Annotated in this window: 11 protein-coding genes; 3 read left to right on the top strand and 8 right to left on the bottom strand. The window is 60.0% G+C overall.

The window, feature by feature from the left end; genetic code table 11:
- Nucleotides 1–633: 633 nt before the first annotated feature.
- The 6 genes from B4A39_RS07460 to putA all read right to left on the bottom strand — a co-directional run bounded on the left by B4A39_RS07460 (nt 634) and on the right by putA (nt 8,224).
- Entirely contained in the window at nt 634–1,260 is a 627-nt protein-coding gene (locus B4A39_RS07460) for a D-sedoheptulose-7-phosphate isomerase (protein WP_292034936.1), read from the bottom strand.
- A 142-nt stretch (nt 1,261–1,402) separates the two neighbouring features.
- The gene (locus tag B4A39_RS07455) at nt 1,403–2,296 is read right to left on the bottom strand and encodes a hypothetical protein (protein ID WP_292034934.1); all 894 of its coding nucleotides are present in this window, start codon (nt 2,294–2,296) and stop codon (nt 1,403–1,405) included.
- Between the two features lie 24 nt (nt 2,297–2,320).
- A complete protein-coding gene (locus tag B4A39_RS07450; protein WP_292034931.1) occupies nt 2,321–2,947 on the bottom strand; it encodes an ABC transporter ATP-binding protein in 627 nt (208 codons plus the stop codon).
- A gap of 50 nt (nt 2,948–2,997) precedes the next feature.
- Nucleotides 2,998–4,155, bottom strand: coding sequence for a chain-length determining protein (locus B4A39_RS07445; protein ID WP_292034929.1), 1,158 nt, complete (start codon nt 4,153–4,155; stop codon nt 2,998–3,000).
- A gap of 30 nt (nt 4,156–4,185) precedes the next feature.
- On the bottom strand, nt 4,186–4,962 hold the full coding sequence (locus tag B4A39_RS07440) for an ABC transporter permease (protein WP_292034927.1): 777 nt from the start codon (nt 4,960–4,962) through the stop codon (nt 4,186–4,188).
- Between the two features lie 145 nt (nt 4,963–5,107).
- The gene (gene putA / locus B4A39_RS07435) at nt 5,108–8,224 is read right to left on the bottom strand and encodes a bifunctional proline dehydrogenase/L-glutamate gamma-semialdehyde dehydrogenase PutA (protein WP_292034925.1); all 3,117 of its coding nucleotides are present in this window, start codon (nt 8,222–8,224) and stop codon (nt 5,108–5,110) included.
- A 117-nt stretch (nt 8,225–8,341) separates the two neighbouring features.
- Between putA and B4A39_RS07430 the strand changes: the two genes are divergently transcribed.
- Nucleotides 8,342–8,803 (top strand): Lrp/AsnC ligand binding domain-containing protein, encoded by a 462-nt coding sequence (locus B4A39_RS07430; RefSeq protein WP_207823431.1) that lies wholly within the window; start codon nt 8,342–8,344, stop codon nt 8,801–8,803.
- Between the two features lie 73 nt (nt 8,804–8,876).
- The gene (locus B4A39_RS07425) at nt 8,877–9,962 is read left to right on the top strand and encodes a glycosyltransferase family 4 protein (protein WP_292034920.1); all 1,086 of its coding nucleotides are present in this window, start codon (nt 8,877–8,879) and stop codon (nt 9,960–9,962) included.
- A 1-nt stretch (nt 9,963) separates the two neighbouring features.
- Here B4A39_RS07425 and B4A39_RS07420 read toward each other — a convergent pair whose 3' ends face one another.
- Nucleotides 9,964–12,408, bottom strand: coding sequence for a glycosyltransferase (locus B4A39_RS07420; RefSeq protein WP_292034917.1), 2,445 nt, complete (start codon nt 12,406–12,408; stop codon nt 9,964–9,966).
- 129 nt (nt 12,409–12,537) lie between these two features.
- Between B4A39_RS07420 and B4A39_RS07415 the strand changes: the two genes are divergently transcribed.
- On the top strand, nt 12,538–13,365 hold the full coding sequence (locus tag B4A39_RS07415; protein WP_292034914.1) for a phytanoyl-CoA dioxygenase family protein: 828 nt from the start codon (nt 12,538–12,540) through the stop codon (nt 13,363–13,365).
- Nucleotides 13,366–13,541: 176 nt separating this feature from the next.
- On the opposite strand, the gene B4A39_RS07410 is transcribed toward B4A39_RS07415, so the two are convergent.
- A complete protein-coding gene (locus B4A39_RS07410) occupies nt 13,542–14,624 on the bottom strand; it encodes a substrate-binding domain-containing protein (RefSeq protein WP_292034907.1) in 1,083 nt (360 codons plus the stop codon).
- Between the last annotated feature and the right edge of the window lie 83 nt (nt 14,625–14,707).

Here is a 14,707-nt window from a genome sequence, read left to right as displayed (position 1 = left end):
ACGCAGATACAGTCCGTCCATCAGGTAGACATGTGAGCCACAGGAAACAATCGCCGGAGCGTGTAGCGACAGGTCGCTCACACGACGAAGGACCGCGACATTGAGTTCGCCATGTCGCGTCAGCACCTCAATAGCGAGAACAGCCTCGCAAGAGCGCGCAACATTCACGACGTCTATTATAAAGGAGGGGAAAGAAGACACCGCCTCGTCGCAAACTACGGGATCCCGACGCTTTTGACCTGCAAACGTCCCGCTGTATCGACTGTCACGGACGGGCAAGAGCAACGCGCCGCCTGGCTTCAAGACCCTAGCAGCCGCTAAGAGCCGCGCGGAGCAGTCAGGCTGCTCGGGCCTTGCCCCCCAGTCGATGACATAGTCGACCGATCGACCCGTGATCATCGACAGTTCGCCCGATTTATCGACAACATCGACCGGAGATAGCGCCGCCTCTCTCCAGGCCGGATTTTCCAATCGCAGTTGCGTGAGGTCACACCTGTCGACAAAGCACGCGTCGGCGCTTGGCGGCAACGCACTCCATCGATCCCGCGCGCCCACAACCAGGCCGCGGCCGACTACGTATGACTCAATGCTCACGCATCCCCCGTCCGCATGATTTGGCCGTGACGACACTCGTCAGAATTTGATCTGACCGAGGATCGCACCATCTTCAAGATGCGAGTGGCGGAGGTACTGCGCCAGAATATGCATAAGAGACTGGTGCACGTCTTCAACAAGACCGTAGTTCTGCGACGCGACATGCAGGCTCACATCGGCAAGCTCTGAAGCCCGCCCCCCATCAAAGCCCGTCATAGCGATCGTGGAAACACTCATCGACCGCGCCATCTCCAAAACATTGACGATGTTCGGCGAACTGCCGGAGGAACTGATGGCCACCAGGACATCTCCCGAGCGAGCCAAAGACTCGAGCTGGAACGAAAAGACGTCCTGGTAGCCGATGTCGTTGCCGATCGCTGTAATCGTCTCAACCGTGCTGGAGAGACTATGCACGCGCGGACGCAGCGTGCTGTTAGAGCGCACACCCTTCATGCAGTCGCACACAAGATGATTGGCGATCGCAGCAGAACCACCATTGCCGCATGAGAAAATCATGCCCCCTCTACCGGAGCAACTCGCTAGAAGTTGCGCAGCATCGTCCAAAGCGCCACCGTCCACAGTCGCCGCAGCATCCGCCAGAAGCTTAAAATATTCTTTGGCGTAGCCCCCCGCGTCCCCGTAGCGGCAATCTGGGAAAAAACTCACTGATTCAACCTCCAACCATCATTCAGATGATGTCCTAGCCACAGTTCCCGTCGCGCACAATCATCTATCGGCTCGTCAGACACCAGCGCTACGCAGATGGGATTTTCACCTTTCTGCAGACGACCTTGTTCCTACATCACGCCTATCTCAGAACAGCGCTGGGCCCCTCGATCAGCTTAACATCCACCTTCAAAAGCTTGAAGGTCCCGCCTATGCAACCGTTCATAAGCTCGACGATGAGCTCGGCGAATCCGACCTCCCTCCATTCCTGCTCCAGAACGGCTTGATACAATCCGGCTAATTTCGGCCGGGCTCGAACAGAGACAAATTGTTCGGGAGGGCCCCACTCTATCCGCAGGTCATTGCCAGAACCCAACTCGTCGAGCGAGAACTGGATCGTGACCTCCCACCGACCCGGAGTGAGGGTAAAATACGGACCTTTGACCAGGGCCCGCGGCGGGCCAGCCATATCTATTGGCGCACCGGCATCGATCGGGTCTCCCCGGTAGGAGTGAGCTGTAAGAAAGCCAGGATCCCACCCTGTCCCGCGCCCGACCGAGGGCAGGCCATGGCGAAACAACTCTGCAACCCTTGCAACACGTCGCCCTTCTCGGAGACCCTCATCCTTCTTGGGCATCGGCGGCCGGATGAAGACGCCAGGGAACAGTTCGATCTCCGTCGCAGCAAGAGCCGCCTTTATGGCGACTTCGTCCGTAACGTAGACGTCCGCCGGCCAAGTGAGAGCGGCCGCGTACTCAGCGGTCATGTTGCGAACGCTGCCCAGATCGTGTGGACTGATGGCGCCGTCCCAATCGACCGGGGTCGCCGCTATCACCGCTCGGCTTGCACCTGAAGCCGGCGTGAGATGCGACTGGTGGAACGCAACAAAAACGCGCCTATCCCAAGCCTCGTCTCTTACCGGCGGTTCTTCTCCGACAAGCATAAGCTCCAGGCCACAGCATCTCATTGCCGCGTCGAGATAATCAATCCATTCAGCGTTCTGCGCTGAGTGCACAAGAAGAATACAGCGCTGCATAAAACTATCGCCTACCCAGGAAAATCAACTCGCCCTGAGCCATCTATAGATGTCGAGCGCTTCATCTATATTACTGAAAACCTTGGCACGTCCGCCTTCAATCAGAAGGGCGCGGTCGCACTGCTCGCGCACCAAATCTTCACTGTGAGACGCCAGCATGTAGGCTCTCTGCTGACGCCTATCAAAGAGTTCGTCTCGGCACTTCTGCTGAAACCGCGCATCCCCGACAGCGACAACCTCATCGACGAGATAGCAGTCAAACTCAATTGCAAGCGACAAGCCAAAGGCAAGCCTCGCCCTCATACCAGAGGAATAGTGCTTCACCGGTCGATAAAGAGCTCGCCCAAGTTCGGCAAAATCATCGACGTGATCACGCAACTCGGCATAGGGCTTGTCATACAATCGAGCGATGAATCGGATGTTGTCGATCCCGGTCAAACTGCCTTGGAATCCTCCCCCAAAACCGATGGGCCAGGACGACGTCATACTCCAATGAAGTCGTCCCTCGGATGGTGACATCACCCCACCAAGGATACGGATCAGCGTGGACTTCCCTTGTCCATTTCGCCCCAGAATGGCGAGCCTGCCCCCCCGAGCGAGGTCAAACTCCAGTCCAGAAAAGACCGGACGAGACGCAGAGCGATAGGTCATGCCCAGACCCTCGACCCTAAGCCCGAGAACTTCGGGTGACGAGTCCGACATCAATCCTGCCTGTGCTCGCGAACACCGGACCAGATCAACCAGCCAAGACCGTAGGCAAACAGCGTGGACACGAAAACTGAGAGAATGGAAAACCAGCGGCGAGGCTTCGACGAAGCCTCTGGAAGGCTCGGCTCAACGATGCGCTCCAGGTAGAGCTTCTTCTGGCCTGCCGACTGTTCGGCAGCGAGCAAGGCAACAGATGCGCTGGCCAACTCACGGCTCGCGAGTTCCCGGTTGAAGACCAGGCGCTCGTAGGCCCCGACCTGCGGAGCCAAAGATTCCGCTCCGCCGGTCATACGTTCTTGGGCACCCGCGATCTGCTTTTCCAGACCCGCAATTCTGCCGTCTAGCACCGCGAGTTGTGGGCTTTGCGGCGCCTCGCGCGCCACCTGATCACGCTCCGCGCGCAACTGCGCAACTGAAGCCATCAGGCTACCGACCACCTGACTGGTGGGATTCAGCGTGGTCGCCGGGTCAATAAAGCGCTCCTCACTGCGGAACGCCGTCATGCTACTCTGAGCCTCGGCAAGGCGCTCGGTCGCCCGCGCCTGGGCCTGACGTGCGGCTTGCACCGCATCATTCGTCGCGCGCTCATTAAGCCGATTTACGAGCGCCTCTCCGCTCTCCAACAAAGCCGCCGTCAGATTGCGCGCATCGGCAGGTCGGAAAGCTTGGACACGAATTGTGCTTATGCCCGTCGTCGAATCATAACCAACAGCCACATACCGTCGCATGGCCTTTTGAAGCGCGTCCGCATTGGCGGCCTCGCCAAGGCGAGGATACCCAGACAGCATATCCAGACCGCGCGGCGCATAGATTTCTGCAAGATTGTAGTTTTGCTTGAGGCTGCGAATGCTGTCTGAAGAGGTCGCGTACTCATGAACCGCAAAGGTCTCAACCTGAGCGGGCGCCAATCCAACCCCTTGCAGGGCGGCGCCGATGGCGCCCGGCCCCCCTGATTGAGCAGAACGAACGACAAACCGAGCTTCAGACACATAGCGCGGCGTAACAATCAGCAGGTAGTAAATGGCCGCCAGAAGCGTGGGGACGACCACGACAACGATAAAGGCGATCGGAAGCCGGGTCCAAATCGTGGGCCCAACTCTCGGAGCCTGCCCCGCCGAGGGACCAAGATACTCGAGGCGGGACTGGGTCATTTCAGTTCCATAAGGCTATCCACATCCATCTTACTCAATATCAACACGATCACGGGCATCCGACACCAGAAGAAGCCCAAAAACATTAAGCACGACAGCCCAGCAAAAGACATACACGGGGTTGTAGTGGGTTTCCACGAACTCGCCAAAAACCCCCGCCCGGATCATTTCGATTGCATGCGGGAATGGGATCAAAAGATAAAGATCTCGGTACTGGCTTGGAATCCACGAAACCATGAAAAAGGCCCCAGAGATCGGGATAAGAAGATAGGTCAGCAGCGGGGTTATACGTTCAGCAATTTCCGACCTTAATGAAACCCCTGCCATAACAAGCCCAGTACCGCAACTGACGAGCGCCATAAGGCCCCACCCAGAATAAAGTAAAAGAATATCCTTTGGCAGGCCAACCTGATTTAGAATGATCAAAACTATGTAAACAAACAAGAACGCGCCGGTGGCACCCCAGAATTCCAATGCTATTCGAGAAAAGAATAGATGAAACACCTTTACTTTGCCGTGGTACAAAATACCTATGTTTCCCTGAATGGTGCCCTGCAGATAGCTGATCTGATGTCGAAGCAGTAGAAGCGACATATAGCCAGTCATCAAGAATGGGCCTACGCGGATCCCATGCTCATAGCTTGGCTTGATGATCGACCACATGATCAACACGCCGCCACAGAACATCAGCGGCTCGCCTATGAGCCATAGGAAACCCAAGCCCTCTCGTCCAAACCGAGTGACCATCTCGCGCATCATCAGCGCCCTGATGATGCTGAACTGCCTTGAAATGGACCCCAAATACATACTCGGCGCGTTCATAAATAGCCTCAGCCAAAGGCGGCGTGTCGCTGCCTAGCACGCCCGAAGACGGGACGTACAGGCAGCCGATCTGGAAACTTCGTGAGTCCGATTTGAGTCTTTCTCGATTTATAGCCAGACCCCTCCATACTTACAGGTTCAGCAGCGCCGGATCTCCGCCTTGGGCCGCGATGTTGACGCTGATGGCCTTCTCGGCGGCGTAACGGATCAGGCTGTTGGGGCCGCCGGCTTTCGGGCCGGTGCCGGATAGACCTTCGCCGCCGAAGGGCTGCACGCCGACCACGGCGCCGATGATCGAACGGTTCACGTAGACGTTGCCCGCCGGGACCAGACGCACGACCTCGTCGGCGAAGGCCTCGATGCGGCTGTGAACGCCCAGAGTCAGGCCGTAGCCGCGCGCGGCCAGCTTGGCGGCGACCGACTTCAGATCCTTCGAGTCATAGCGATAGACGTGCAGGATCGGGCCGAAGACCTCGCGCTCGAGGAAGTCGGGCGTGGGGATTTCCGCGATGGTCGGGGCGAACAGGTCGCCCTTGTCGGCGCCGGGGGCCAGTTCGCCACGGGCGACGATCTTGGCCTCCTTGGACAGGCGCGCGACATGGGCTTCCAGGTTGGCGCGGCTCTCGGCGTCGATCACCGGGCCGATGTCGGTGGTCGGATCGGTCGGGTCGGCCAAGACCTGGGTCGCCAGCGCGCCCTTCAGGCCTTCGATCAGGGCGTCGGCGGCTTCCTTGGGTGCATAAAGGATGCGCAGGGCCGAGCAACGCTGACCGGCCGAGCCGAATGCCGACAGGATGACGTCGTCGATGACCTGTTCCTTCAGCGCCGTGGTGTCCACGAACATGGCGTTCAGGCCGCCGGTCTCGGCGATGAAGGGGATGATGGCGCCGGGGCGCGCGGCCAGACCGCGGTTGATGGCGCTGGCCGTGTCGGTGCCGCCGGTGAAGGCCACGCCATCAATGCCCTGGTGGTTGGTGAGCGCCGCACCGACGATCTCGCCGCGACCGGGGACCAGAGCCAGCAGGTCAGGGTTCAGGCCGGCCTTGTAGAAGAGGCGGACAGCCTCGGCGGCGATCAGCGGGGTCTGCTCGGCGGGCTTGGCGACCACGGCGTTGCCGGCGGCCAGAGCGGCTGCGATCTGGCCGGTGAAGATGGCCAGAGGGAAGTTCCACGGGCTGATGGCGGCGAAGACGCCACGGCCATGCAGGACCAGTTGATTGGTCTCGCCGGTCGGACCCTTCAGCGTCTGGGCGCCGCCGAAGTCGCGCTCGGCCAGCAGGGCGTAATAGCGGCAGAAGTCGGCGGCTTCGCGCACCTCGGCCACGCCGTCGTTCAGCGTCTTGCCCGCTTCACGCGACAGCAGGGCGACCAGACGGTCCATGTCGGCTTCCAGGCCGTCGGCCATGGCGCGCAGGACGGGCGCGCGACCAGCGCCGCCGATGCGGTCCCAGGCGACTTGAGCGTTGGCGGCAGCCATGACGGCGGCGTCCACATCCTCGACCGAGGCTTCGGAGACATGACCCAGAACCTGCGAGCGGTCGAAGGGATTGGTCACGTCCTGCGGGTTCACGCCTGCCCGCAGTTTACCGCCGATGATGGGGCCGGACGTCAGCTTCTCGCTGTCGACGCGCTCCAGAGCCTTGGCGTGGCGTTCACGGTCGGCGGCCTGCGAGTAGTCGCGGCCGAGGGAGTTTTGACGATCGCCGTAGATGTTCATGGGAACCGGAATCCTGGGGTGACGGTCGGGCTGGGCCTCGACGGCGGTGATAGGGTCGGCGGCGACAGCGGCCGCAGGAACGCGCTCGTCCAGCAGGGCGTGGACGAAGGAGGAGTTGGCGCCGTTTTCCAGCAAGCGGCGCACCAGATAGGGCAGCAGTTCTTCGTGGCCGCCGACGGGGGCGTAGGCGCGGACGATGACCTGCTTGTCAGCCCAGGCCTCGTGCGCGGCGTCATAGAGGGCCTCGCCCATGCCGTGCAGGCGCTGGTGCTCGATGGTCACGTTGCGGTCGCGGGCCATGCGGCGCACGGCGGCCAGGGTGTGGGCGTTATGGGTGGCGAACTGGGCGTAGATGTAAGGCGAGGCCTCGATCAGCGCCTTGGCGCAGACCAGGTAGTTGAGATCGGTCGCGGGCTTGGTGGTGAAGACAGGATAGTCGGTGCGGCCGTTGACTTGGGCCAGCTTGATCTCGGTGTCCCAGTAGGCGCCCTTGACCAAACGCACCATCAGGCGGCGGCCTGAGGATTTGGCCAGTTCAGCCAGCTTCTGCACAGTTTCGGTCGTGCGCTTCTGATAGGCCTGAACGGCCAGGCCCAGACCCTTCCAGTCGCCCAGTTCCGGCTCGCGAGCCAGCCGTTCCAACAATTTCAGCGACAGGGCCAGACGGTCGGCCTCTTCGGCGTCGATGGTGTAGTTGATGTCGTACTTGGCGGCGATCAGGGCCAGGCGCCGGATGCGAGGATAGAGCTCGCCCCAGACCCGGTCTTCCTGCACCGCCTGATAGCGGGGCGACAGGGCTGACAGCTTGACCGACACGCCGTGGCCGGCTTCCGGACCCTGGCCCTTGGCGGTCTTGCCCACGGCCTCAATGGCGTCGGCGTAGATCTTCTCATAGCGTTCGGCGTCTGCGACGGTACGGGCGCCTTCCCCCAGCATGTCGAAGCTGCACAGCCAGCCCTCGCGGTCCGAGCGCTTCAGGGCCGCCTCGATGGTGCGGCCGACCACGAACTGTTCGCCCATGATCTTGACGGCGGTGGCCACGGCCTGACGGATGACCGGCTCGCCCAGACGCCCAGCGATGCGTTTGAGGAAGCCCGACAGATCGGTCTTGGCTTCCTCGTCCACGTCGACCAGCTTGCCGGTCAACATCAGACCCCAGGTCGAGGCGTTGACGAACAGGCTGTCCGACTGCCCCATGTGCGAGGCCCAGTCGGCCGAGCCGATCTTCTCGGCGATCAGGCGGTCGCGCGTGTCGGCGTCGGGGGTCCGCAGCAGGGCCTCGGCGAGACACATGAGAGCGAGACCCTCGCGGGTGCCGAGCGAAAATTCCTGCAGGAAGCTCTCGACCACGCCCTGCTTCTTCTGGCTGGCGCGGGCCTGATCGACCAGGGCGATGGCGTCGCGCAACACATCGGCGCGCTCGGCCGTCGTCAGGCCAGGGTTGGCCAGCAGTTCAGCGACGACAGCGCGCTCGTCGCGGAACTTGTTCCGGTCCAGATCGTCCCAGTGCTTCAGGTCGGTCGGCGTCATTATCTCACCCTGGGATCAAACCCTTCGATTTGCGGCATATATGGCGGACTTGGCCGAATGTGCATTGTATGATGGCGGTCTGGACCAGCGATCCTTCGGCAATCAGGCTCATTCGCCATGCAAATTCTTGACGATACCGACCGCCGTTTGCTGCGCGTTTTGCAGATCGACGGCCGCATCTCCAACGCGGAACTGGCCCGAAGGTGCAATCTGTCGCCCGCTGCCTGCTTCGAGCGGGTCAAGCGGTTGAAGGACAGGAAGGTCATCACAGGCTACGCCGCTCTGATCGATCCGGCCTCCGCCGATCGCGCCCTGCTGATCTTCATCGAGGTGCTGCTGGACCGGACCACCGGGGATGTCTTCGACGCCTTCGCCGACGCCGTGCGCCGCCAGCCCGAGGTTCTGGAATGCCACATGGTGGCTGGCGGCTTCGACTATCTGATCAAGGCGCGGGTGGCCGACATGGACGCCTACCGCGTCTTTCTCGGCGACATTCTGGTGCGGATGCCCGGCGTGCGCGAAACGCGAACCTATGCCGTTCTCGAAGAGGTGAAGTCGACGACGGTCCTCCCGTTGTAAGCCGTCTCGCCTTCGTCATGCGAAGCGGCTAGAACTTCCGGCTCAGCGAAACGGCCCGGGCCCACTCGACTTCATGCGCATTGTACTGGTCACCGACGCCTGGGAGCCGCAGGTCAACGGCGTTGTCCGCACCCTGACCCGCACCGTGGCCGAATGCCGCGCCATGGGTCATGAGGTCGAGGTCATCGAGCCCAGCCAGTTCAAGACCATTCCCTGCCCGACCTATCCCGAGATTCGACTGGCTCTGGGCGCCGAAGAAGAGATTCGCGAACGCCTGCGCGCCTTTGAGCCCGAGGCCGTTCACATCGCCACCGAGGGGCCGCTGGGCATCGCCACGCGCCGCATTTGCGTGGAATGGAAGCTGCCGTTCACGACCAGCTATCACACCAAGTTCCCGGAATATGTCTCGGCCCGGTTCCCGATCCCGGTCCAGGTCGGCTACGCCTACATGAAGTGGTTCCACAAGCCGTCGGGCCGGCTGATGGTCGCCACGCCGACCCTGCGCGACGAACTGGTCGAGCATGGATTCCGCAACGTCTCGCCGTGGACGCGCGGCGTGGACACCGAGCTGTTCCGCCCGGACCTGGAGCCCATCTACAAAGAGATGGGCGGCGACGCATGGCCCCGCCCCTTCTTCCTCAATGTCGGTCGCGTGGCCGTCGAGAAGAATATCGAGACCTTCCTTGAGCTGGACCTTCCCGGCACCAAGATCGTGGTCGGCGACGGCCCGGCCCGCGCCGAACTGGAAGAGAAATACCCCGAGGCCAAGTTCCTGGGCGCCCGATTCGGCGAAGACCTGGCCCGCTGCTTCGCCGACGCCGACGTTTTCGTCTTCCCCAGCTGGACCGACACCTTCGGCCTGGTCATCCTCGAAGCCATGGGCGCCGGCACACCGGTCGCCGCCTATCCCGCCCACGGCCCCATTGACATCATCCCGGGCTCGAACGCCGGAGCCATCGACGACGATCTGAAGACCGCCTGCCTGAAATGCCTGGAACTGGATCGCAAGGACGTGCGCGCCTACGCCGAGAAGTTCAGCTGGCGCGCCTCGGCTGAGCAATTCGTCGAGAACCTGCAGCCCTATCCCGAGCCCGCGCGCGGCCGCTTCTGGCGCCGCCTGCGCCGTATCGCTCGACTACGTCGCAAGGCGGCCGCCTAAACTACCGCAGCTTGGTGACGCGTGGCGCGTGGTATTCCGACAGTGTTCCAACTGGAAGATACATCGCACGCCCCTCCAAACCAAAGAAGGGGTGGTAAAAAGGATCACCCTCCGAAATTAGGGTCGACCATTTCTGGATCATTCTTGCCGTATCCAGCGGGTGCTCCAACTGCCGGGAGTGCGTACGCGTGGCGGATTCGTAATGATGCAATACGGCGTGGCCATCGATCAGCACCTTCTCGCCCGCCTGCCTTACCCTCAAGCACAGATCAACGTCGTTAAATCCGACCGGTAATTTTTCATCAAAGCCATTCATGGCCTTGAACGTCTCGGCGCGGATCATCAGACACGCCCCGGTAACCGCCATACAGTCCCTGACGGAAACCAACCCACTTAAGTAGCCGGGATTTCGGCTTCCACCGTGCATGAGAGGCTCGCCGCGGTAGAGGTGCTCAGCCGGCCCGCCTACACCCAGAACCACCCCGCCGTGCTGAACGCTATCGTCACCATACAACAACACCGCACCCACAATGCCTACCCCATCCCGACTGCAGAGCCCCCGCATATGCTCGACCCAGCCAGACTCAATGGCTTCAATGTCGTTGTTCAGAAAAAGGACATAATCGTACCCCTCACCGAACTCCCTGAATGCGAGATTGTTCATCCTGGAGTAGTTAAAGCTACCCTCATAGATCATAGACTTGACCCGAGGGTCACAATTATTGATAAATTCAACCACAGCACGATCAACTGACTGATGATCAATCACGACAACGTCAGTATCACGCCCCGTCGTCTTTAGAACACTTTCTATGCACGGCCTTATAAGGTCTATTCGATCCTTGGTTGGAACAATAGCCAAGACGCGACCAGAAGCGCTGAGCTTATCACCTTTAAACGTATTAAACGTTTTTCCGGGCGAAACGACCACGTCACGCCCCATGCGAGCATGATGCCGCTCAAGCGCTGCTATTGTAGCCTCAGTTACAACGGAAGCGCTCTTATGCCCCGCACTTCCTGGATGCGTCCTCCAACGGTAGAGCACCGCCGGAACGTGAGCGACAGAACAGGCCTTCTCAATAACGCGCAAAACAAAATCGACATCCATTGATATGTTCATGCTTTCGTCAAGTCCGCCTACCTCCAAGGCGATTGACCTACGAACCGCTACGAAATGAACAAAATAAGGATGAGACAAATAATAGTCATAAGAAAATGATGGCCTAATGGCGAAGCCAACAACACAGTCTCGGTCCATTTCAACCACAGCTTCATCGCTGTAAATTAAATCAGCACCAATACGCGCCGCATCCATAATTCTAAAAACAGCATCCGGTTCTAGAATATCATCCTGATCCATAAAGGATACATAATCACCCGAAGCTAATGATATGCCAACATTTGTGGCAGTAGATATACCGCAGTTTTCAGCGCGTCTTATGTATTTAATATTGTCATACTTTTCGATATATTCTTTTAGGGCTCCACCTACATCAACCTGATCGGAACCATCATCTACACAAATGAGCTCCCAGCATCCATATATCTGAGACACTACACTTTTCACGGCCTCAGAAAGCCAATCAATGCTTGGATTATAAATAGGCATAACTATGCTAAGCATGGCGCCCCCAGCACTAACCCTAGTATACGCATCTAGATTTTTAATTTCAGATACGCGCTCTGATGACCAGCGATCTATCCATAGAGACACAACATCATGAACAGGTGGAACAAATGGAGAATTAATCAGATCGGCGTCCCGTCGGGACAATTTAACACTTAAAGGTCCGTTCTCACGATTATAAAGCGGAGAGAGAACGACACGAAAGCCCGCGCTCCCCCCGCCCAGCCCAGCTGCGGAAACGTCGGGACGCGAAACATCGGTCATTGCCTGCCCGACAACGGCCCCCTTCTGGCGAACCTCCACCTCCACCGGCTCCGCGGGGCGATCAGGATCAACAGCCCATCCTGTCAGGATCCGACCATTCAAGGCATCGACGCGCCCAAACATCAAGCCACCGGCTCTCCGCGCCACAGGAGTTGCTGCAGGATCAATGTGGGGATGCAAGGCTCGCACCTGGCGCCCGGCATCACCATGACCATCGAGCTGGAAACTTAGAATAAAGTACTGGAGCGCATCCCGAATGCGGCCGTCCATCTTCGCCAAGTGACCGCGATTCAGCCATGCTTGAGGATTTTCAGGGCAGATCGTGATGACATGCTCATAAATCCGCTCGGCTTCCGCAAGCTCGCCCGCATCCTTCAGCACATTCGCCAACCTCAGCCACGTCTGCGTATCTTTCGGACGCATCTTCAAATGGCTACGGAAGGCGTTGATCGCGTCGTTCCAGCGACGCTCTGACGCGGCAACCCGGCCCCGCGCTCTGAGCGGAGTATCGTTTGAACCGGCAAACCAACGCGCCAGACGCTTGAACGCTTGCAACGCCCCTCTCCCTCGTACACACGGGCCTCATTGACCCGTACGCGCCATATACATCGTCGCGGCTCGATTGGCTCTAACCCCAACAGGGCTAAATCGGCGAACAGACTTGAAGCCTATAGAACGAATATAATGCTGGATTTTCATCGTTTTTTGCCGCTTTCATCGTCCCTAAAAAGGACGTGGCGCAATGATGGCTACGCCCTGCTCAAGAGCGCTGTCAGCCCCATTCAAATCGACTCCGTTGAAGCCGTGATCGACGAGCAATGGGAATGTCGCGCAGGGAATGTCCACCAAGTGGATGTTCTGACGGGCAGCCACGCCGGCCGAACCTTTCTGATGCAAGAAGCGCCTGCCGAAGTCCGCGACGAAGCTTACAAACTCAACAACCTCTTTCTACACAACTCTGCCATTCGGGACGTGGCCTATGCCCCCCGGATACGAAAAGCCGTTGCCGATTTCCTGGGTGGTGAGCCGATTATCTGCAATTCGCTGAATTTCGCCCGAGGCAGTCAACAGGATGCTCACATCGACAGTTGGTACATGCCAGCACCCAATGCCGGCCCCATGGTCGCCGTCAGCATCGCTCTTGAACCCGTACACACCGACAATGGCCCCATATTCTTCATCCCCGGAAGCCAACGCATACCTCCATACAAATTCTCGGATGGTCGCCTCAATATAATTCCAGATGAAGCGGAGCATTGTGGAGACTATCTGGAAAATGAAATCAGGAAACGAGCGCTGCAGCGCAAGAATCTAACCTGCAATTCTGGCGATGCTTTTATCTGGCATGGCCAGTTGATTCATGGAGGATCGGCCATTCAGGACTTCTCCCTGACTCGAAAGAGCCTCGTCGTTCATTATTGGCGGGTGGCCGATGTCGAGCCCGCGCATGTCATTCGCGACAGTCGCGGGGCCTACCTCCGACGCACCTTGCGCGGAGAACTGAACCTCTAAAGATCCCCAGCGCAATCGCCGGCCGCGCCTGCATCACGCGGCCCGACAGCCTCACGAGCCAGACCGAAAACGCACCTGACGCAGAGAACTGAACTCTGGCTCAGCGCCCAGCTTCATTCTTGCCGTTCTAGCGCCTCCCCGAAGCACGGACTCCGGAGAGGCGCTATCGGGTTGGACTAGTTCGGACGGGCCATCGAGGTCATGGCGGCGGCCTTGGCGCGTTCGGCGGTCAGTTCGGCGACCGGGAGCGGCACCAGACCACGGTCCTGCAGATAGCCGCCACGCGCGGCCGAGCCCTCGGACATGAACTCCTGGACGAACTGCTCCAGACCCGGCGTCACGCCCACGTGGGCCTTCTTGACGTAGATGTAGAGGCTGCGGGCCAGGGGGTAGGTACCGTCGGCGATGGTCTCGGCCGAGGGGGCGACGCCGTCGATGGTCTCGGCCTTCACCGTGTCCATGTTCTGCTCCAGGAAGGAGAAGCCGAACACGCCCAGCGAGCCCGGGGTACGGGTCAGGGTCTGAACGATGGCGTTGTCGTTCTCGCCTGAATCCACCCAGGCGCCGTCTTCGCGCAGGGTGTGGGTCAGGGTTTCAAAACGGGTCTTGTCGTTCTTCAGCGCGGCCACGGCCGGAACCAGCTCTCCGCCCGGCGCCATGCCGAGTTCCAGGAAGGCGTCGCGCGTACCGGAAGTGGGCGGCGGGCCGTAAACCTGGATACGCTGGGTCGGCAAACCCTTGTTGACGTCGTTCCACGTCTTGGTCGGGTTGGCGATGAAGGTTCCGTTCGGACCGGGCACGTCCTTGGCCAGACCCTCGTAGAGGTCGTTCAGTTCGAAATTGAAGCTGTTGCCCGTGCGGGCGGTGGCGATGACGATGCCGTCATAGCCGATCTTGATCTCGACGATGTCGGTGACGCCATTGGCGACGCAACGATCGAACTCGCCCTGCTTCATCGGACGAGAGGCGTTGGCGATATCCGGGGTCGAAGGGCCGACGCCGGCGCAGAAGGCCTGGATGCCGCCGCCGGTGCCCAGGGATTCGACGCGGGGCGCCGAACCGCCCGAGGTCCGGGCGAAGTTTTCGGCCACGCGGGTGGCGAAGGGGAAGACCGTCGAGGAACCGGCGGCCCAGATGCCCGCGCGAGCCTTCTGGCTGCCCGGAGCGGCGCCGCCTTCATTGTCGCCGCAGGCGGCGAGCGCCACCATGGCGGCGGCGCAGACGCCGAATTTCGCGGTGAGTTTCAGGGAACGGATCATGGCCGGACCTCTCCAAGTCGTCAGTATGCGACGCTTAGAGCAGCGGAGTGTGACGGTCCGGCCAGACCTTTGTGACAGTCAGA

This window comes from Brevundimonas sp. UBA4553, assembly GCF_002387245.1.
Taxonomy (GTDB): Bacteria; Pseudomonadota; Alphaproteobacteria; order Caulobacterales; family Caulobacteraceae; genus Brevundimonas.
Note: the sequence above shows the minus strand (reverse complement) of the source record. Positions and strands in the feature narration are given on the sequence as shown.

Excerpts from the sequence above, each read along its gene's own strand:
- B4A39_RS07455 (WP_292034934.1), bottom strand. The coding sequence starts at position 2,296 with ATGCAGCGCTGTATTCTTCTTGTGCACTCAGCGCAGAACGCTGAATGG.
- B4A39_RS07450 (WP_292034931.1), bottom strand. The coding sequence starts at position 2,947 with ATGACCTATCGCTCTGCGTCTCGTCCGGTCTTTTCTGGACTGGAGTTT.
- B4A39_RS07445 (WP_292034929.1), bottom strand. The coding sequence starts at position 4,155 with ATGACCCAGTCCCGCCTCGAGTATCTTGGTCCCTCGGCGGGGCAGGCT.
- B4A39_RS07440 (WP_292034927.1), bottom strand. The coding sequence starts at position 4,962 with ATGTATTTGGGGTCCATTTCAAGGCAGTTCAGCATCATCAGGGCGCTG.
- putA (WP_292034925.1), bottom strand. The coding sequence starts at position 8,224 with ATGACGCCGACCGACCTGAAGCACTGGGACGATCTGGACCGGAACAAG.
- B4A39_RS07430 (WP_207823431.1), top strand. The coding sequence starts at position 8,342 with ATGCAAATTCTTGACGATACCGACCGCCGTTTGCTGCGCGTTTTGCAG.
- B4A39_RS07425 (WP_292034920.1), top strand. The coding sequence starts at position 8,877 with ATGCGCATTGTACTGGTCACCGACGCCTGGGAGCCGCAGGTCAACGGC.
- B4A39_RS07415 (WP_292034914.1), top strand. The coding sequence starts at position 12,538 with ATGCTGGATTTTCATCGTTTTTTGCCGCTTTCATCGTCCCTAAAAAGG.
- B4A39_RS07410 (WP_292034907.1), bottom strand. The coding sequence starts at position 14,624 with ATGATCCGTTCCCTGAAACTCACCGCGAAATTCGGCGTCTGCGCCGCC.